Below are 18543 nucleotides of genomic sequence, written 5' to 3' on the forward strand. Positions count from 1 at the left end.
TTGTTTCGTAAGACGACAATATTGTTATATTGTCTTATAAAAAGACAACCCGCACATTGTCCCCACTATTAATATAAAAACTATCACTTTTATTGGACCTGTAAAGATGGTAAAATCATCCTATAATTAAATCAGAAAGGAGCATCCAATAATATGGCATTAGAAATGCGAACAAAATGTGAAAGTTGTAACGATTCTATTGATGACAATTCTCCCGCTTTTATCTGTGTCTATGAATGTACTTTTTGCGCTCCATGCACTGAAGAAATGAATAGTATTTGTCCAAATTGTGGAGGAGAACTTGTAAAAAGACCTAGGAAGCCACAAAAAGTTTAATCTCTTTAAAGTTTTTAAACAGGGATTATCCCTTTTTTACTGTACACTATCTATTTATAGTTCATTACTATTATTGTACCAACTTAAAATAAAATTGGTAAAAATCATTTGTTTTATATAATAAAAGTCTTGTTAATTAAACTTCTAAAACGATTACGATTTAGGGAGAGAAAGGCACTGTTAATTTCGATTTTCTCTCCCAAAATGGATCCCGTTACGTTTATAGGACCATTTTGTTTTTTAAAATACGAATCCGTACTACAACCATGAACCCTAGTACGAATTCGTATTAATTATTCAGCCCTTTTCAGTGAAGACCCATCCATTCCAGTATTCGCAGATAAACGTCTCCCCATATAATCCTTCGCTTTGAATTTCGCCGCCAACCTCTGATACGAGTAAACATAGCTGGGCCATAACGTGGAATTTCTTCCAGTACTGTCAAGATACCAGCTGGCGCAGCCGCCTGCGGTCCAAACGGTGCCCTTCATGGACTTTTCTGATTGCTCGACAAAACGCTGTTGAGCAGCCGGGGTCGGTTCCATGATATCTAGTTTATTCTGATTCATATGATGTATTACTTTCATCATATGATTGACCTGGGCCTCTATCATCAGGATAACCGAAGTATGCCCTAGCCCTGTGTTAGGGCCTTGAAGAAGAAACAAATTTGGGAAACCCGCAACGGTTGTCCCCATATAGGCCTTGGGACTGCCTTCCCATTCCTTTGCAAGCGAATGCCCCTTGCGTCCATAAATATGATGGGCAAAAGGCAAATCCGTAACCTGAAATCCGGTGCCGAAAATAATCGTGTCGACTTCCGCTTTGGTTCCATTGGAATCAATAATCCCATCCTCAGTGACTTCTGCGATGGCGGCTGTATTGACCGAAACATTATCTTGGGCAAGGGCCGGATAATAAGTATTGGAAAGAAGAATTCGCTTGCAGCCAATCCTATAATTGGGGGTGAGCTTTTCCCTTAGTACCGGGTCCTTTATGGCATCATGTATGTTTTTCAAGGCCATTTTTTCCACGACCTTCATGTTCTTCGGATTGCGGAAACCGAGGAGGAGCAACTCCCGTTTCAAGAAAATTTTCAACCGGGTTGATTTTTGAAGCAAAGGAAAACGACTGTACAGTTTTTGCTTAGACTCACTGATGGGTCCATCCATCCTCGGGATTACCCATGCAGGTGTTCTTTGAAAAACATGCATATAGGCCACATCGGGTTGAATCTCCGGTATAAACTGAATGGCTGAGGCTCCCGTTCCGACCACGGCCACACGTTTGCTCTTCGGATCGAAATCTTTGGGCCAAGTGGCGGAATGAAAGGTTTCTCCTTTAAATGTTTCCATTCCCTTAAGATGAGGTATGGCCGGATCACTGAGGGCACCAAAAGCACCGACTACCAAGAGTGCTTGGAAATTCCCTCCTGTCGTTTGTATGATCCACTCCCCGTTGGTGTGATCCCAATCCATTCTTCTCACTTCGTGTTGGAATCGAATATGTTCCTTCAGTTCAAACTTTCTGGCAACATCTTTTAAGTAGGCAAAAATTTCTCGCTGCTGCGAAAAATTCCTGCTCCACGCGGGATTCGGGGCAAATGACAAGGAATAAAGGTGAGATTCTACATCACACGCACAACCGGGATATTGGTTGTCACGCCAAACACCGCCCACTTCATTCCCGCGTTCAAGGATAAGAAAATCCTGTTCCCCTTCCTGCAGAAGCCGGACTGCGGCCGCAATCCCCGCAAAGCCGGAGCCGATGATAATGACCTTTGCTTGACTAGTTGCCTTTTCCTCTAGAAAATCATGGTCTCTTATTTTCACAAGTCCCCTCACTCCCGTTCTCTTTGGAAATCTATGGACCTCACATTTGCACATCTAACGTGTGAAGAACCGGTTACAGATACATAAATTATATTCCGAGTTTTCTGGATATATCAATAAGAAAATACCAACCGGCCGGGATGTCGTTGAGGACCATTAAGAGAATATCGTGAAATAAACGAAAAAGAAGCCAAAAAAATGTATTTTTTGGCTTCAGCATACGTGTTTATAGTTTGTATAGCCAGTCTACAAAGTCACCGTAAACCAGTTTCGAAATCCCCATCCACGCTTGGTCAACATTTTCGCAATCGATGGAATCATTGCCTATTTCATCATGGTCACAGTAAAACTCCCATTCATCATCACAATCATTGAAGTATCCGCAAAGTGACAAATGATAGATGGTACACATCCGAGCATCCCCCCAAACATCTTTTGTTAAAAAATGGGCTCAGACCGGTCATGAATCCACTCTTTTAAATAGGCAGGAATTCCTCCCTTTAAGGAAACCCCTGCATGGCCCCCTTCGAGGAGGTGGTAGGTTTTATCCGGGCTTGCCACATAATCCATGATGGGTAAAATGAGTTCCTGGGGCACAAGCCGATCGAACTTGGAGGCAATCACGAGTAAATTGGCCTGTACGTTACCAAGATCGACATTCTTCCCTTCAATCTGGATTTTCCCACTGAAAAATTTATTTTCTTTGATAAAATCGTCCATTAACTGTTTGGCCGCAGCACCCGGGAATGGGATATGGCCGGTTGTCCAATGATTAAACCGCTGCCACTTCTCGACAGATTTTGGATCGTCTGCCCGGCTTAGGAGTGAAAGGTAATGACTGTAGTAAACCGGGGCAGTAATCATGCGGACACCCGCCTCAATGAATGGCGCGGGGATTAACCCCAAGGCCTCCAGGACAGGGTCAACATGGAGTTCATCATTACGCACCGCTTCGATCCATTTATCATAAATCGGAAAGGCGGAAAATTCAAAAGGCGCAACAGTCAAAATCAAGTTCTTAATAGGTTCTTCCGCAATCGCTGCGTACATGGCGGCGAGTGTTCCCCCAATGCAATAGCCGATCACCGTTACGGCCTCTGCATTGGAGTGGTAGAGTGCCCGCCTAACCCCTTTTTGGATATAATTCGTCACATAATCATTTAATGTGGAATCCTTATCTTCATAGCCTGGTATGCCAAAATCAATTAAATAAACATCAAAACCCGCCTGGACAAATCCTTCAATCACACTAACGCCTGGTCCCAAATCAAGAATAAAGGGCTGATTCACCATCGAATATACGAGAAACAGCGGAATCTTATATTTCTTTTCCGAAGCGGGATAGTACCACAGCGTAGCCTTGTTTTTTTTCCAAATCGCTGTTCTTGGTGTAAGATTCGACTCCGGCGGGGAGGAAATCAGCCCCTTCAAAAATCCCTCCCACCGCTGTTTTTCCATCCCCAGCAATGGATTAACCATGATTTTTCTTATGCCTCTTTTTGGCTTTCGCTTTCTTCATTTTCTTGGACAGGCACTTGGCAATGATTTCAATATTCTTCTCCATTAATTCATCAAGAATATCGGTTTTGGCATCAGCAGGATCTTCCTTTGGGTCTGAAGCATCTTGTTTAACATCCTGGCATAAATGATGTTTATCTACTAATTTCTTAACCAAGTCATGCAGTTTGTGAAAATGCTCTTCGAGTTGATCGACTTTATCTTCCGTTTGGATAATCAGTTTGGCGGCATTGGCGATATCATTTTTGGTGGGGAGATGTAAAAGAGCCGCGAGGGTTTCCATTGTTTCGTGAAGAGCTTTTAGATTGTGGCCCATCCATTCAGAATGGATGTCAGCAAGCTGTACGAGTTCTTTTTTATTTAAGAGTTCTTGAATCTGTTGATTCACCTTTTGCTCAACCATAAAGCCTGCTTTTTTTAGGTTTGCAAAAAACTCCTTTAGCTGTTGAGCCTCTTTTTCCGTCATCGTCACACTTCCTTTCTTTTATATGATTCAATAAATATATCGATATATTATAGACAAGCAGCTAATATATGTGCATAAAATTGTAGAATATACCTAAGCCTGTTTTAGTAAATTTTTTCAAGAGAGGGATTATCTTGCCGATATCCAAACGATCAAATACCAAATCTTTTAAAATAAGAAATTCCTATCTGATGGTCGTCTTCCTTTTGATTGTCCTGGGCCTTGCTTCGAGAAAATTGGCCCATTTGCTGCCGGTATTTATCGCGGAAAATGCCGGTGATACGATATGGGCCATGATGGTCTATTTTGGCTTCCGATTCCTGTTGGCAAATCAAAGCCTATCCTTTTCCTTTCTGCTTAGCTTTGCGTTCAGTTTCAGCGTCGAATTTTCCCAGTTGTATCAAGCCGACTGGATGAATCAAATTCGCGGCACCGTTCTTGGCGCACTGATTCTAGGGCATGGGTTTCTTTGGGTTGATTTGCTTCGTTATACTATTGGTATCTTAGCCGCTTCTTTGATTGATAAGTGGGTATTTAAAAACTGAAGAAATAGATAGGTACAAAAAGGGCTATTCCCCTGATTCATGAGCACAACCTTGTCCGACTTTACAGAATACACTGTCAGTGATTCTATCGGACAAGGAGGTGGTATCATGTCCAGAAGAGATTATGACCTAAGTAGTTCCAGTCATCGGAATCGGGATGAATCTTCAGAACACAAGAGATCAAGCAGCAGCAGAGACCGAAGCAATGACCGACAAGCTGTTGCCGGTATCGGCACTTCCACATGCCAGCAATTGGCCAATATTATTGGCGGCGATGTCATCGCTACTTCCCCTGCCTGTGTGGTGCAGCGGTTGAGAAACATTAGAGCAACCATTTTAGGACGCCGCACCCGCTCGCCTCTCTCCCTGCCATTTGCTCTTTCGTTTGAAAACAATATTGGCGGAAGAACACTCAATTTGGGTGAAACGGTTATCCTGCAAAGAGAAATTAATCCATTCCTTACTGCATTGCGCAGACGGGGCATCACCGTGACGGCTGTTCACAACCATTGGCTTTTTGATGAGCCGCGTTTAATGTATATGCACTGGGAAAATGTCGGGGACCCGTTTGTATTTGCGAGAAACAGCATCGCAGCAGCCAGGGAAGCTGGCTTATTCTAACGGAATAAATCAAGGACACTGGTATATATATCAGTGTCCTTGTCTTTTTTGTTGGAAAAACTTTTCGTTTTCCTGGTCTATTTTTAAGGAGCATCCAATATTTTGTAGGAAAGATGCCATTTGGCCAATACTTATGAAATGGGTGTGATACGATGTATGCGGTTTATTTTTATGAAAATAAAAATTTATTATTAAGTCAGCTTGTTAAACGGGTTCCAACTGTTGGGGAAGAAGTAAAGATAAAAGGAAAAAAAGGAAAAGTATCCAGTGTAACCAACGAGGAAGATCACTATCATGTACAGGTGGTCATCGAGAAGGTAGTGGTCAAAAAGAACCAGGCGGCGGCCGATCCTTCGAAAAAGAAAAAAAGATAGAGCCTATTTCTACGTGACCCTGAAAGTACTTTTACATAAAATTGGGTCACGTAGAACCTCTCTACGTGACCGTGATCATGCTTTTTTATCAATTTGGGTCACATAGAACCCGTCTACGTGACCGTAACCTTGTTTTTTCATGAAGTTAGGTCACATAGATTTTCAGAACTCTTATTCATGCCCTCTCCATAACCACAAAATCCTTTCGCCGATAAACGCTTAAAGCGATCCCAATCAGCAATGAATTCAAAAGCGTCGGGGTCATGCCATAACTGATAAACGGCAAGGAAATCGAGACGATTGGCAAGAACCCAAGAATCATCCCAATATTATAGATAACCTGAACCGAAAATAACGAACACACCGCCACCATCAGCTGCTTGCCGTAACGGTCTTTGATCTGCAGTGAGACTAACAGCATTCTAACTAGCAGCGAGGCAAGAACGACCAACAGAATTCCGGCAACTACCCATCCAAAATAGTAGGCAATATTAGCAAAAGCAAGATCTGTCATGCTATCCGGTACATACTTTGGCTGTTGATTGCCAAACCAGCCCCCTTCCGTCATCAGCTCCCTTATCTTTATGTACATGTATCCGGCATTATTCGCGTAGTCCTCCGGATGCCAAAAGGCAAAAAGCCGTACAAGCTGATAGTCCTTCGCCATATACCAAAGTAGAGCCACGAAAGCCGCCAGCAAACCAAAACCAACGCCAACAGTGGTATAAATCACCTTACGGTTAAGAGCACTGCACATGAACAGAGCCAGAACCAGGACACTATAAATCGCGGCATCCGTGAGGCTTGGCAATATTGTAAACAGAAACACGGTAATTAAATAAACCCCGAAGATGACAACTAGCTTCGGTTTTTTCTTGGACAAGTATGAAGTCCAGAACATCAGCAAGATCGGCAAGACAGTGGTGCCACTAATGACAAACCCGGCAATCCTAATAAAACGCTGGCCATTTATGATGACATTCGCTGCAAAATTTAACGCCAGCATCACCGTTAAACCAAGAACCAGAAAAAACCAACCCAGCTTTTCCGTTTTTCGGTAATCCACCCGCATGGTAATGAATGCCACCGCTGCCCCGAGGATAATATAAATGACTTGCCTCATTAGAAAATTGCCTTGGTATTGGTCATTCGCATGGAGCTGCGGTAGTATCCCCATCATGATCGCAATTAAGAATAAAGACAGCAAAATCCAATCGATTTTGGGGCGGTACAGCTTGTTAAAATGCTGGCCCAATTTGGCTGGGCTGCCCATGTTTTGAACTGCGGTTTCCTCCGCTTGCTCTTCCGGCAATCCCTTTGCTACCATCTCTGACTTTGCCTGCTTCAAATGATAGGTAAGTTCTTTACGGACTAACTCTTTTGCCTCCTTTGACTTGATATTGAGAAGCACTTCCTGCAAAAAGCTTTCTTTTAAAGCATTCATCCCTGTCCCCCCTCGAGCAGTTCATGCAATATGCTTTGTCCGCGGTATTCTTTCCCTTCCACTTTTCCTAACAACCTTTTTCCTTTGCTATTCAGCTGATAAAATTTGATTTCCCCTTCCGCCCAGCTCGATTGGATGTAGCCTTTTTGCTCAAGCCGATGCAGCAGCATATATAAGAAACCTTCCTCCTGTTCAAACCGTTCGATTCCCCTTGCCCGAATCAGCCGGCTTAATTCAAATCCGGTTTTTTGTTGGACCAGCAGCTGCAAGACAGCCAAAAGAACAGACTCATCTGAAGATTGGTTCAGCCTCTTTATCTGGTTTCTAACGTTGTTTTTATGGTCTTCCGTAAAATCCAATTCATGGAGCACGTTATTTTTTAACGCCCTTTTTAAATTTTTTAACCGCTCATCCATGTTTCCCGGCCTCCAAACATTCCTTTAATAAAACTTTTGCCCGCTTCAGCCTCGTTTTGATTGTGTTTTGATTGTTTTTCGTAAGGTAGGCTATTTCTTTGATCGAGAGGTCTTCAAAATAATACAAGTAGACGACTTCCCTGTAATTGTCGGGCAAGCTCATGACCGCAACGGCCAGCTGTTCGTCTTCCAGTTTTTGAATGACTTGGTTTTCGACTGCTTCCTTATGGCTTCCTCCCCCCATCGCCTTTTCTTCCGAGACGATGACATGCCTGTTGTGCCAGCTTTTCAAATAATCTTTGCAATGGTTAATGGCTATCCGCCAAACCCAAGTCTTCAATGACGATTTTTGGTTGTATTGATCTAATTTTTGATAGCATTTCACAAAAATTTCTTGGGTTAAATCTTGGGCCAATTCCTTGTTCCCCACATAGGAATAGACCAGATACAACAAACCCTGCCCATGCAGTTCCATCAATTGCTCAATCGCCGCATCCCGGTCATTGATCAGTATGTAGTCCAATATATTTTCTTCCACCATTCCTGCTCCCTTCCCCCATTAGACGACCACCAAGTAAAATAAGTTTTTATCTCTTTAAAAATTTTCACCATAAAACAAAGACCTAGGTTTTCCTTAGGTCTTTGTTTTCTATAACGTTCTTTATTTCATTTTATTATTTTTCAATGGTTACTGTCCAAGTTCCATCTGCCACGATTTGTAACAGGTAGTATCCATCAGTGGACAGCTTTTGACGCATGGAACCATTGTAAGCGCCAATTTCATTCACCATCAAGCCCGAGCCATTTAATTTTACAATAAAATTTTCTTCTCCTTGATGGGTGAAGTTAAATTTATAATTGCCGCTCTTAGCATTAAAGAACACGACATCGTCGCCAGTTCCTTGGATAGTGGTTGGAGCATCTGGAATATCCACCGGAGGCTGCTGGGTGATAGAGAAATTCCAAGCCCCACTCGCATTGATATTCAAGTAGTAGTTACCACTGGAAGGTATTTGGGCAAAGGTCTTCCCTTTGTAATGGCCAATGGTATTGACTAATAGCTCAAGATTTCCGCCGTTTTCATCCTGCAGCTTTACGATAAAATTCTCGCTTCCATTGTGTGTGCCTTCAAAAATGGCAAACCCTTTCTTTAATTTGAACAGATCCGATGCGGTATCCCCGCTGCCATTCACCTGAATTTTCGAAGCCTCATACTCTTTCTGGGCTTGTTCTTTTTTGGAAGCTTCCGCTTGGGCTAACATATTCTTTTCATACTGGTCTACTTCGTCCATCGTCGAGAAGGTGGCCACATCAAATATGGTATCCCCATCAGTGGATGCAACGAGGATTCCGTCTTTCGCCTGCAAGACATAGCCTACATTTCCATTACCGACAGATATGCTTTTGGGCCGCTCCACGACCAATTTATCTTCCGCTTTTTTAAAATCTTTGTCTGACATTCCTTTTGTGATCACTGCCTGAACCTCAGCGAGCGTCGAAGGATTCTTTTTCGTTTCTTTGTCTTCCGTCACTTCTTTTTTAGTGTCCGTTGTTTTTGTTGTTTTCGTAGTGTCCGATGAATCTAAATTAACTATGCCTATAACGAATACGACGAATGAAACCAAAGCGATGATGAACTGTTTTTTTGCCTTTCCGTTCTTTTTAAAAAAGGCGATAATGCCTAATACAATGAAAACAAAAAATCCTACAAATCCGATAAAAGCCAAAAAACCAAACAAACCGGGATCACTCCTTTTGTCTTTTATGAGTTATTGTTACAAATTTATCAAAAGGATAGTCACGGCTCCGAAAATCTTCAAACAAAAAGGCTTGGAAATTTTTATCCAAGCCTTTTCATATGGTAGAAAGGACTACTGACAAAACTCTTGAATGATTTGATTTTTCAACTCATCAATCGGGAACTTTTGCGGATAAGTGGAAATCATCAGCATAATGCCTTGAAGAACAGATGAAAAATATAAAGACCGCTGGATAGGGTCCTTTACGCCCATTTTCTCAAAGATTTGACATTGCCATTCAAACATCCTGGCATTTTCTTTCATAATCAGCCGGCTGTATTTAAACAGTTCTTCATCGGATTCCGGCTGGGTTTGCAGGTGCAAATAAAATCGATGGACTTCGGGATTCTTTTGGATATGATCTATTGCCCCTTCGGCAATAGATCGAAGTTGTTCACTAGGAGTTTTGAGCCTGGCCGCTCCTTTCATCACTTCAACGACTTCATTGATTCTGATGTCTACCATTTCAGATAGCAGTTGTTCTTTTCCTTTGTAATAGTTGTAAAGCAACCCTTTGGAAATGCCGGCTTGTTGGGCGATATCACTAATGGAGGTACTATAGTAGCCTTGCTTTATGAATAACTCCATGGCTGCAGCTCGAATATTTTGCTGTGAAAGTTGGCGTATCCGATCATTCTCTTCAGGTGTCCGTGGCATGTTATATTCCTTCCTCCATAAAAGTGGTGATTTCCTGATACAATTCCTCAGCGTGAGTGAGTGTCAGCATATGGTCAGCATCGTCTATTTCAATGAAGCGTACTTTTGGTGCGGCTTGAAAATATTCTGCAACACGAAAATTATCGGCCAGATCCTTCTTCCCAATCATAAATAAGGTTTTCGGTTCCAATTCGCCTAATCTTTCGATCGCTGGGGGTTGGGCCCAGTTCATGCAAAAATCGGGCGGCCACTGAAACATACGTTGGAAATGATGGCGAAGCATTTGAATGGTAAGGTCTTTGTGTGGACTATGGATCACGACTTGGTATGTGGGTGCATCAAGTGCGATGTCTAACATCTTATCAATGTTGGGGGCAGCCTGAAGAATCTGCTTCGAATGCACTTCAAATTCCATTGAATGGTGAAAACCAGTTAATGAAGGTGCGATTAATATAAGACGGGACACTTTTTCAGGGTACTGTAGAGAAAATTCAGTTGCAATCTGGCCCCCTATTGAATGGCCGATAATGGTCGCCTGATCCATCCCTAGTTCATCCATAAGTGCCCGGACATCTTCCACATATGTCCCGTTTTTGGGCGGTGTCGGGGATTTACCTGCCCCGCGTCCATCAAAAGCCACTACCTTATAATGTTGGGCTAATCGTGGGGCAAGATAGGTCCAGTCCCGCAAATCAGCACCACCACTGTGAATAAGAACAACAGGCTGACCGTTACCGTAAATTTCGTAATACAAATCCATCCTAAGCCCTCCTCATTTTACCTTTATTTTCCACTTTAATTTTATTATTGAATGAATGTTTAGTCAATGAAAAAGTGCAAAATATATTCATCTACTTTCTCTATTTATCGATTCATAAAAAAAAGATCCGAAAACACTTTCAATCACTCGTGTTTTCGAACCTTTTAGTTTTTATTTAGTTAATCGCCGGCTTTGAACTAGGCTGGTTTTGTTCCTCTAGTTTGCTGACAGCCTCAGCACTAGTATCCACACGTTTCACAAACAATGCCATTACCAAGACGATGATATTAATCACGAACGTTACATAGAAGGAATATTGAATTCCTGCTAACAAAGCTTTCTGTGTTAAAGCTGCCGTGGACGCTGCCGTCAATGTAGTTGGATCGATACTGCTCATGAGGTCTTTTGCCTCTGATTTTGTAACAGAATTCATAATGGTTACCAGCACCGCCGTACCAATCGAACCGGCCACTTGTTGCGCTGTGTTGTTGATGGCAGTTCCATGCGGATTTAACCGGTTTGGCAGCTGGTTCAAGCCATTTGTCATAATCGGCATCATCACCATGGACATACCAAACATGCGCAAAGAGTAAACGAGAATAATATAAGCGTAACTGGAATCAATCTGCAAGTGCGCCAGCATGTAAGTGGAAATGGCCGTTATCACGAGCCCTACTACCGCTAATAGCCGCGGACCGAATTTATCAAACAATTTACCCGTGATGGGTGACATGATCCCCATCACAATGGCACCAGGCAGCATCATTAAACCAGAATGAAACGGTGTGATGCCACGGACGCTTTGCACATACGCCGGTGTTAAAATCATACCTGAGAACATGGCCACCGCATTCACGATTGCGATAACGGACGCAAGCGCGAACATCGGGTATTTATAAGCTCGCAAATCCAATAAAGGTTTTTCCAATTTTAATTGGCGGACAATGAAGGAAATTAATGCAACGCCGCCTATGATTAAAGTGGTTAAGACAATTCCATCTGTCCAGCCATCGGAACTGGCCGTACTGCATCCATACAATAGACCCCCGAAACCGATACAAGATAATATAACCGACCAGTAATCAACCGTTGCTTTTTTGTTTTGCTCCATCACGTTTTCAAGCTTCCAAACAGCAAGAAGCAAGCTGATCACGGCCAATGGCAGGATCATTTCAAAAAGCACGCGCCAGTCATGATATTCCACGATATATCCGGAAAGAGTAGGTCCGATTGCCGGAGCCGTAATCATAACCAAGCCAAAAACGCCCATAGCGGCACCGCGTTTTTCACGCGGGAAGCTGACTAACATAATATTCATCAACAAAGGTCCCATTACGGAAGAGCCTGCCGCTTGAATCATCCGTCCTGTAAGCAGCACACCAAAGTTGGGTGCAAAGGCTGATAGTGCTGTTCCTGCAGTAAAGATTGCCATTGAGGTAATAAACAGCCCCCGGTTCGTAAACCTCGTGATCATAAACGCGGAAGCAGGAACCAATACGCCGCTGACTAGCATGTAGCCAGTGGACAACCATTGCACGGTAGAATAATCCGCGATGTCCAAGTCCTTCATGATCGATGGAAGCGCCACATTCAATAACGAGTTATTTAAAAATGACACAAATGCACCCACAAATAAGATCACAATCATTAAATAGGGTGTCTTTTTAGGTTGTAAAGCTGAATCCATTCTTTCTCTTCCCCTTTTGCCTTCCTGATTTTGTTTACTTGAGTTATTTTATACCGAAAGTATAAATCGCGCAACCATTTTGTACTTTTGGTATAAAAGGATTGTTTTTCGTGAAAGGTCAAATTATACTTGGATACATAGAGATAACAGGAGGCCGGCATGAATAATCGAAAAAGAAAAGTAGCGGACGTTGCCCTAAAGATATTTGTAGAAAAAGGAATCCAGCAAACTTCCATTCAAGAAATCATTGAAAAAGCCAATATCTCCAAAGGGACGTTCTATAATTATTTCACTTCAAAAAATGACTGCATCGCCGATATTCTAGAAATCCTCCGGTATGACGCCAGCCAACAGCGAATTGCCGTGCAAGTCGGCAAAGATAAAAAGGACCGCCAAGTTTTTATCGAGCAAATTACCATTTTGATTCGGCTAAATGAGGAGCGCAATTTGAGTGGATTATTTGAGGCCATTTTACATTCAAATGAAACCGAGCTAAAAAAGCTGGTCCTGCAGCATCGAGTCTACGAAATGGAATGGCTGGCGAACCGTCTGATTGAGGTTTTTAGAGAAGAAATCCGCGAATACGCTTTTGAACTGACCGTACTGTTTTATGGCATGCTGCAGCATATGTTGTTTACGATCAAATTTACGAACAGTCCGTATTCCCTGCATGAATTAGTCCATGCGATTTTATCTTATATTGAACTGATCATTCCGGATATGATTAAAAATAACCGGGCCATATTAAATTATTCTGCCATTGATTTGCTCCGCACCAATGTGGACAAAAAGATGGTGACCATTCCCGAATTAATAGAGTTAGCCAATCAGCTTCCGCGGGGGTACCCATTCAATGATGAACAGCAAGATTTATTCGACGCCATTATGGAAGAATTGCAAAAAGACCGGATACGCAAGATTGTCATCCAGCCACTGTTAAAACCGTTTTATGAATTATTCAACGAAACACCAATCGAATCACAGGTTCACAAATTTACCAACATGGTTTGGTATTATTTGAAAATGAAATAGTCAGAACTATCAAGGCTGCCGAGCAAACTTCGGCAGCCTTTTTATTTCTATTTAGATATACTTTTCTAATAAAAGGAAATTATTTGTAAAATAAGAAAAATCTCCTAGTAACTTCGCGCTAAAAAAGGTATAATTTACCTGCATTTATTACTTTAGTACTAGGGAGGTCATTTTAAATGACTTGGTTTACCAAATGGGCGTTGCGGAACAAAGCGGCATTAGCTTTTGCGGTAATCGCCTCGATGATCTTTGGAATTTTTAGTTACACCACGATTCCGATGGAACTGATGCCCGCTGCTGATCAACCGTACGTAACCATCTCAGTTGTCGGAAACGGTATCGATGCCAAAAGCATGGACGAACAGGTCACACAGCCAATTGAAAAGGCCATTAATGGCGTCAAAGGAAAACAAAGTGTGGTGGCACAAACAGGAAATAACTTTACCCAGTTGACCGTCACATTTGAATCGAAGATTGACGTAAAAGAAGCAAAACAGCAAATTCAAGAAAAAATTTCGATGGTGAATCTCCCCAATGGGGTCATGAAACCTTACGTAGTCAACCTCAACACCTCTGAAATTCCGATTGTGGAATTAGGACTTACCTTTGATAAGGAAATTGGAAATAAGGAACTAAATCTCATAGAAAACGAGATTATGCCGATGTTCCAAGACCTTAAAGGGGTCGGCAATGTTATCGTCAATGGCGGAAAAAATCAACAAGTTATGATCCAGGTCGACCCTGCCAAATTAGCGGCAGCCAATTTCCCGCTTGAAAAATTATATACGCTCCTTCAAGGGAAAAACGCTGCGGTAGCGGTAGGCGAACAAACGCTTAACAACGAAGCAACAAGCATTATTGTATCAGGAAAATTAGAAACACTCGATGAACTTAAAAACATCCAACTAGACACCAGCACCAAACTGCAGGATGTTGCCGATATTACGATGCAAAAAGATACCGAAAGCATCATTCACTTGAACGGGAAGAATGCAATCGACGTGGTGATTCAGAAGGACTCCACCTCTAATGCCGTAACGCTTGGCAAACAAGTAAAAGCTGCGGTGAAAACAATCAATAAAGACTACAAGGGAACACTGCAAGCAACCATCGTGATGAATTTAGGGGACACCGTTCTTGACTCCATCAATTCAATGACGAGAGAAGTCTTGACCGGAGCCTTATTTGCCACCGTGATTATCTGGTTATTCCTTCGCAGTTTCCGAATGACCCTAATCACGATTGTCAGCATCCCTTTGTCCCTTTGTATCACGATGGTTCTGCTTTCCTTCTTTGGCGTTACCTTAAACATCCTCACGCTCGGTGGAATTGCCGTATCCGTCGGACGACTTGTGGATGACAGTATCGTGGTAGTAGAAAATATCTATCGCAGAAAGAAAGATAACGAATTAACCCCTGCCTTTATGGTAGAGGCCGTAAAAGAAGTAGGAGCTGCCATCACGTCCTCCACCCTCACAACAGTGGCGGTATTCCTTCCAATGCTGATTGTTTCGGGAGGATTAAGAGATCTTGTCGCGCCGTTTGCGATTACCATCTCCTGTTCCTTACTCTCTTCCCTGCTTGTCTCGTTGACAGTGGTTCCAGCACTTAGCGGCCGCATGATGAAGAAGGTAAAGGTACAAGAACATAAGACAAAGTCATTCTTCCCATCCCTACTAAAGTGGTCGCTTAACCATAAATGGCTGCCGATTTTAATAGCCATTCTCGTTGTGGTTGGGTCCGTTGGATTATTTGCAAGCATGCCAAAAGGGTCTGTTGACCAGAAGGATTCCGCGTATATTGAAATCGGTCTTCGCTATCACAACGGAACTCCATTTAGCGAAATAAAAGACGGAGCTGCGAAAATGGAAAGCTTTCTAGAAGAGAAAGAAGGGGTAAAAACCCATATTACAGTGGCAGGAGCCAATGAGGAAGCTGCCCAATACGGCAATCTAGCGGATGCTAACGTCGTTCGTTTTATGGTTTTCCCTAAAGAAGGGACAGATTCCGCTAAATTTGTAAAAGACATTCGTAAAACAAAAAATGAGTTTCCTAATGCGGAACTGACAGCAGATACAGCAAGTTTGCTAGGAACGAATAAAACAACTGTCTCGATTGATGTCACCGGCAAGAATGATGACGACATAAAGAAAGCATCGGAAATCGTGAAAGAAAAAATTGAGAACATTAACGGTGTGGAAAAGGTAGAAAGCAACGATCAAAATACAAAGCCAACTGTTACCATTCAGGTCGATTCAAAAGTTGCTAACGCACAGGAAATCTCCCAGTCGGTTTATGCGATGATCCAACCTGCTGTGATTGGAAGCATTAAAATTGATGGACGTACCACTGCGGTAAAACTCGGCGCATTAAAAGAGATCCAAACGGCAGCCGATCTAAAAAATCTGCAGCTGATGACGCCAAATGGACCAGTGCCTCTATCAGACATAGCGAAGGTAGAAGAAACTAAGGAGCAAGGCACCATTTTTACAAAAGACGGCCATCACTACTTACAAGTAACGGCTCAAGTTAACCCAGACAAAATGGTGGACGTAGCTGGCCAAATTCAAAAGCAGCTTCTGACCTTGAACAAAGATGATACGTTTGCCAAAGGGACAAGCGCAGAATTGACCGGTTCCTCCATGCAGTCGTCCGATCAATTAATGGAACTTGCCAAACTTTCGATGTTTTCTATTGGAATCGTGTTTATGATATTGCTTGTGACGTTAAAGTCATTCCGGGCAAGCATTGCCATCTTGATTTCGTTGCCGCTGGCAGCGATTGGTTCGCTGTTAGGATTGGTGATTACCCACTCCAGCATCAATATTTCCTCCGGTATCGGAATGCTGATGCTCGTCGGTATCGTGGTCACCAATGCCATCGTGCTGGTTGACCGAATCCGTCACAATGAAGAAAGAATGACCATCCGCGAAGCCATTTTAGAAGCGGGGGCCGTACGGCTGCGGCCGATTCTCATGACAGCCCTTGCCACCGTATTCGCTATGCTGCCGCTTCTGGTCACCCATGAATCGGCTATGAGCTTAAACTTGGTTTCAAAAGGACTTGCAGTAGTGGTCATTTTTGGACTAATCGTGTCCACCCTACTGACTTTGATCGTCATTCCAACATTCTATGAATTATTCCATTTCCGGAAATTCAAAAAACAAAGACTTCAGAGCAATCAATCATCAGATACTTTAAGTCAATAAAATAATTGGGGACATTCTTGTGCTTAACTTAAGTCCAAGAAACGTCCCTCTCATTTTATATTCAGACAAAAAGGATAAAATGCTATTGCTATTTTAGTGAAAAGCCTTGCCTTACAATAATACCTTTTTAAACAAATTCTAAGTAGATCCGAAAATTAAATATATCAGTAAAAATATAATTATATCGGGAAAAATTTAATTTTATCAGGAAAAATCCCAATATATCAGGAATTAAGGGTAATGAAGCAAAACCCAAGTAATGGATACTTTTGATGTACAAAAAAGGACCCTACATATTGAGCTTGCTTAATATGTTCCGCCCTTTATTAAACAGTGTTTCCAATCCCCAATAAAAGGAGTAACGTTTTCATTAGACTAGGCTAATACTTAATTCAATAAGATCCTTAAAGTTCTTTAACATTTACAAACCATGAGCTGATTGCCATCCGGATCCTTAAAATTAAACCAGTGATTATGTTGAATTTCTGTTGTTAACTCCACATTCTTTGACTTCATATATTGAAATGCTTCCTCTATATTCCTGGTATTAAAATGAAAGGCCGGAGCCTTAAAAGTTACATCCCCTGAATAGATTTTGCTATCTAGCACAATACTTGTTCCATTCAATGGAATGACATATAAATGACCGAATAGAACCTCACCCTCAGGAGGGATTCCCAATATGTCACAATACCAATCTCGTGCATTTTCAATATGACTAACAGGTATAAAGATTGTGCCTATCTCATCTAATATTGGGCTCATTGGTTTCCTCCATTCCTCTTCTATTAGGATTTTACCTTACGCTTCCATGTCTCACCTAATTATCTTTTCACATAAAGTCACATCATGTACCGCTCTCATACCTGCTTTTTTATATAATTGATCAGCTCCGGTCTGACTGGCTGAATCGACACCCAGCGAAACCGTTCTCTGTCCTGATAAGTAAGCGGCATGGAAAACATGTTGCAATAAAGCCAATCCTAATCCTGCTCCCCTATAAGCGGATTTGACACCTAGTTGACTCACAAATAATGTATCCTCCCGCATACGACACAAAGCAATGCCAGCCAAATCACCTGTTAGAGTGCGGGCAACAAACCACCATTTTGGATCAAATGTTGACCGGTTCGTTTGTTTAACCCACGTTTCGAAAGAAGGGGCCGCAAAATCCCAATGATCCGAAAACGATTCTACATAGGTGTTATACACTTGCTGTTCATCCTGCCCCTTGATAAAGGTCTCAATCACAATCCCGTTTGAAGGCTGCAGTTTAGCAGGTACATTCTCCATCGATATACACATCCGTTTGAAATAACGAACTGGTTTGTATCCTCGTGATTTTAATAGTTTTTGGGCATCCATCCTAGCAGTTGGGATTAGATTTTGAAGACGCTTAGGCTTACCTGAAGAAAGGAATAATTCATTTGCCCGATTTTCAATCGTTTCCAGAAGCTTAACTCCCACACCTCTACCTCTTTTGGAAGGCAAAACAAAACCATAGCTAAATATTTTCTCTTCACTATCCTCTTCAAGGAATGCATAACCGACAATATGCGCGGTATCATCTTCAATGATCCACACATTATGTTGGAGGTCAAAGCCTTCCCACATATCCAATAGTTCTGCCAAGTCAAAATCCGGTGCTCCGAAATCTTCCATGTCGCAGGCAATAACGAGATCACACACCGCCTGGGCATCTTCTTGTTTAGGGTGACGAATCTTCAATGGTAAACTCATCCTATGATCTCCTTTAAGTTAATTTCCTCGAAAACTAACAAATAACTTAATTTTTTCTTTTGATTTCTCCCAGTGATTTAAAGGCATTTAACCTAGTTAAAATATCA

General features: G+C 42.1%; 19 protein-coding genes. 6 read left to right on the top strand and 13 right to left on the bottom strand.

Annotation, left to right across the window (positions count from 1 at the left end; translation table 11 throughout):
• Window positions 1–153: 153 nt before the first annotated feature.
• Entirely contained in the window at window positions 154–336 is a 183-nt protein-coding gene (locus tag ACY8D0_RS27150) for a DUF1272 domain-containing protein (RefSeq protein ID WP_462413569.1), read from the top strand.
• A 293-nt stretch (window positions 337–629) separates the two neighbouring features.
• Here ACY8D0_RS27150 and ACY8D0_RS27155 read toward each other — a convergent pair whose 3' ends face one another.
• The 4 genes from ACY8D0_RS27155 to ACY8D0_RS27170 all read right to left on the bottom strand — a co-directional run bounded on the left by ACY8D0_RS27155 (window position 630) and on the right by ACY8D0_RS27170 (window position 4152).
• Entirely contained in the window at window positions 630–2168 is a 1539-nt protein-coding gene (locus ACY8D0_RS27155) for a flavin-containing monooxygenase (protein ID WP_462413570.1), read from the bottom strand.
• 226 nt (window positions 2169–2394) lie between these two features.
• On the bottom strand, window positions 2395–2580 hold the full coding sequence (locus ACY8D0_RS27160; RefSeq protein ID WP_462413571.1) for a hypothetical protein: 186 nt from the start codon (window positions 2578–2580) through the stop codon (window positions 2395–2397).
• A 26-nt stretch (window positions 2581–2606) separates the two neighbouring features.
• Window positions 2607–3647, bottom strand: a complete 1041-nt coding sequence (locus ACY8D0_RS27165) for an alpha/beta fold hydrolase (protein WP_462413572.1) — start codon at window positions 3645–3647, stop codon at window positions 2607–2609.
• Window positions 3640–4152, bottom strand: a complete 513-nt coding sequence (locus tag ACY8D0_RS27170; protein WP_462413573.1) for a hypothetical protein — start codon at window positions 4150–4152, stop codon at window positions 3640–3642. The genes ACY8D0_RS27165 and ACY8D0_RS27170 overlap by 8 nt, the downstream gene beginning before the upstream one ends.
• Window positions 4153–4286: 134 nt before the next feature.
• Here ACY8D0_RS27170 and ACY8D0_RS27175 point away from each other — a divergent pair, with 134 nt between their 5' ends.
• The 3 genes from ACY8D0_RS27175 (at window position 4287) to ACY8D0_RS27185 (ending at window position 5692) form a co-directional block, all read left to right on the top strand.
• Window positions 4287–4697, top strand: coding sequence for a ribosomal maturation YjgA family protein (locus ACY8D0_RS27175; RefSeq protein ID WP_462413574.1), 411 nt, complete (start codon window positions 4287–4289; stop codon window positions 4695–4697).
• A gap of 108 nt (window positions 4698–4805) precedes the next feature.
• Window positions 4806–5318 (top strand): DUF1259 domain-containing protein, encoded by a 513-nt coding sequence (locus ACY8D0_RS27180; protein ID WP_462413575.1) that lies wholly within the window; start codon window positions 4806–4808, stop codon window positions 5316–5318.
• Window positions 5319–5470: 152 nt separating this feature from the next.
• Window positions 5471–5692, top strand: coding sequence for a hypothetical protein (locus ACY8D0_RS27185; RefSeq protein ID WP_462413576.1), 222 nt, complete (start codon window positions 5471–5473; stop codon window positions 5690–5692).
• Between the two features lie 175 nt (window positions 5693–5867).
• Here ACY8D0_RS27185 and ACY8D0_RS27190 read toward each other — a convergent pair whose 3' ends face one another.
• The 7 genes from ACY8D0_RS27190 to ACY8D0_RS27220 form a co-directional block, all read right to left on the bottom strand.
• The gene (locus tag ACY8D0_RS27190; protein ID WP_462413577.1) at window positions 5868–7136 is read right to left on the bottom strand and encodes an FtsW/RodA/SpoVE family cell cycle protein; all 1269 of its coding nucleotides are present in this window, start codon (window positions 7134–7136) and stop codon (window positions 5868–5870) included.
• Entirely contained in the window at window positions 7133–7552 is a 420-nt protein-coding gene (locus ACY8D0_RS27195) for a PadR family transcriptional regulator (protein ID WP_462413578.1), read from the bottom strand. The genes ACY8D0_RS27190 and ACY8D0_RS27195 overlap by 4 nt, the downstream gene beginning before the upstream one ends.
• Window positions 7545–8093 (bottom strand): sigma-70 family RNA polymerase sigma factor, encoded by a 549-nt coding sequence (locus ACY8D0_RS27200; protein WP_462413579.1) that lies wholly within the window; start codon window positions 8091–8093, stop codon window positions 7545–7547. The genes ACY8D0_RS27195 and ACY8D0_RS27200 overlap by 8 nt, the downstream gene beginning before the upstream one ends.
• 133 nt (window positions 8094–8226) lie before the next feature.
• Window positions 8227–9291 (bottom strand): hypothetical protein, encoded by a 1065-nt coding sequence (locus ACY8D0_RS27205; RefSeq protein ID WP_462413580.1) that lies wholly within the window; start codon window positions 9289–9291, stop codon window positions 8227–8229.
• Between the two features lie 132 nt (window positions 9292–9423).
• Entirely contained in the window at window positions 9424–10008 is a 585-nt protein-coding gene (locus ACY8D0_RS27210; protein ID WP_462413581.1) for a TetR/AcrR family transcriptional regulator, read from the bottom strand.
• Window position 10009: 1 nt separating this feature from the next.
• Window positions 10010–10768 (bottom strand): alpha/beta fold hydrolase, encoded by a 759-nt coding sequence (locus tag ACY8D0_RS27215; protein ID WP_462413582.1) that lies wholly within the window; start codon window positions 10766–10768, stop codon window positions 10010–10012.
• A 175-nt stretch (window positions 10769–10943) separates the two neighbouring features.
• Window positions 10944–12455: an MDR family MFS transporter gene (locus ACY8D0_RS27220; protein WP_462413583.1), complete on the bottom strand. Its 1512-nt coding sequence runs from the start codon at window positions 12453–12455 to the stop codon at window positions 10944–10946.
• A gap of 159 nt (window positions 12456–12614) precedes the next feature.
• Here ACY8D0_RS27220 and ACY8D0_RS27225 point away from each other — a divergent pair, with 159 nt between their 5' ends.
• Both ACY8D0_RS27225 and ACY8D0_RS27230 read left to right on the top strand, forming a co-directional pair.
• On the top strand, window positions 12615–13487 hold the full coding sequence (locus ACY8D0_RS27225; protein WP_462413584.1) for a TetR/AcrR family transcriptional regulator: 873 nt from the start codon (window positions 12615–12617) through the stop codon (window positions 13485–13487).
• A 176-nt stretch (window positions 13488–13663) separates the two neighbouring features.
• Window positions 13664–16696 carry an efflux RND transporter permease subunit gene (locus ACY8D0_RS27230; protein ID WP_462413585.1) on the top strand — a complete coding sequence of 1011 codons (3033 nt, stop codon included), beginning with the start codon at window positions 13664–13666 and terminating at the stop codon, window positions 16694–16696.
• 414 nt (window positions 16697–17110) lie between these two features.
• Here ACY8D0_RS27230 and ACY8D0_RS27235 read toward each other — a convergent pair whose 3' ends face one another.
• Window positions 17111–17461: a VOC family protein gene (locus ACY8D0_RS27235; RefSeq protein WP_462413586.1), complete on the bottom strand. Its 351-nt coding sequence runs from the start codon at window positions 17459–17461 to the stop codon at window positions 17111–17113.
• A 51-nt stretch (window positions 17462–17512) separates the two neighbouring features.
• Complete coding sequence (locus ACY8D0_RS27240) at window positions 17513–18436, bottom strand: GNAT family N-acetyltransferase (protein ID WP_462413587.1); 924 nt, start codon at window positions 18434–18436, stop codon at window positions 17513–17515.
• Window positions 18437–18543: the final 107 nt, after the last annotated feature.

This window comes from Neobacillus camarae (assembly GCF_054950115.1).

Coding starts and splice junctions, on each gene's coding strand:
- ACY8D0_RS27150 (WP_462413569.1), top strand. CDS start 154: ATGGCATTAGAAATGCGAACAAAATGTGAAAGTTGTAACGATTCTATT.
- ACY8D0_RS27160 (WP_462413571.1), bottom strand. CDS start 2,580: ATGTGTACCATCTATCATTTGTCACTTTGCGGATACTTCAATGATTGT.
- ACY8D0_RS27165 (WP_462413572.1), bottom strand. CDS start 3,647: ATGGTTAATCCATTGCTGGGGATGGAAAAACAGCGGTGGGAGGGATTT.
- ACY8D0_RS27170 (WP_462413573.1), bottom strand. CDS start 4,152: ATGACGGAAAAAGAGGCTCAACAGCTAAAGGAGTTTTTTGCAAACCTA.
- ACY8D0_RS27180 (WP_462413575.1), top strand. CDS start 4,806: ATGTCCAGAAGAGATTATGACCTAAGTAGTTCCAGTCATCGGAATCGG.
- ACY8D0_RS27185 (WP_462413576.1), top strand. CDS start 5,471: ATGTATGCGGTTTATTTTTATGAAAATAAAAATTTATTATTAAGTCAG.
- ACY8D0_RS27190 (WP_462413577.1), bottom strand. CDS start 7,136: ATGAATGCTTTAAAAGAAAGCTTTTTGCAGGAAGTGCTTCTCAATATC.
- ACY8D0_RS27195 (WP_462413578.1), bottom strand. CDS start 7,552: ATGGATGAGCGGTTAAAAAATTTAAAAAGGGCGTTAAAAAATAACGTG.
- ACY8D0_RS27200 (WP_462413579.1), bottom strand. CDS start 8,093: ATGGTGGAAGAAAATATATTGGACTACATACTGATCAATGACCGGGAT.
- ACY8D0_RS27210 (WP_462413581.1), bottom strand. CDS start 10,008: ATGCCACGGACACCTGAAGAGAATGATCGGATACGCCAACTTTCACAG.
- ACY8D0_RS27215 (WP_462413582.1), bottom strand. CDS start 10,768: ATGGATTTGTATTACGAAATTTACGGTAACGGTCAGCCTGTTGTTCTT.
- ACY8D0_RS27220 (WP_462413583.1), bottom strand. CDS start 12,455: ATGGATTCAGCTTTACAACCTAAAAAGACACCCTATTTAATGATTGTG.
- ACY8D0_RS27225 (WP_462413584.1), top strand. CDS start 12,615: ATGAATAATCGAAAAAGAAAAGTAGCGGACGTTGCCCTAAAGATATTT.
- ACY8D0_RS27230 (WP_462413585.1), top strand. CDS start 13,664: ATGACTTGGTTTACCAAATGGGCGTTGCGGAACAAAGCGGCATTAGCT.
- ACY8D0_RS27235 (WP_462413586.1), bottom strand. CDS start 17,461: ATGAGCCCAATATTAGATGAGATAGGCACAATCTTTATACCTGTTAGT.
- ACY8D0_RS27240 (WP_462413587.1), bottom strand. CDS start 18,436: ATGAGTTTACCATTGAAGATTCGTCACCCTAAACAAGAAGATGCCCAG.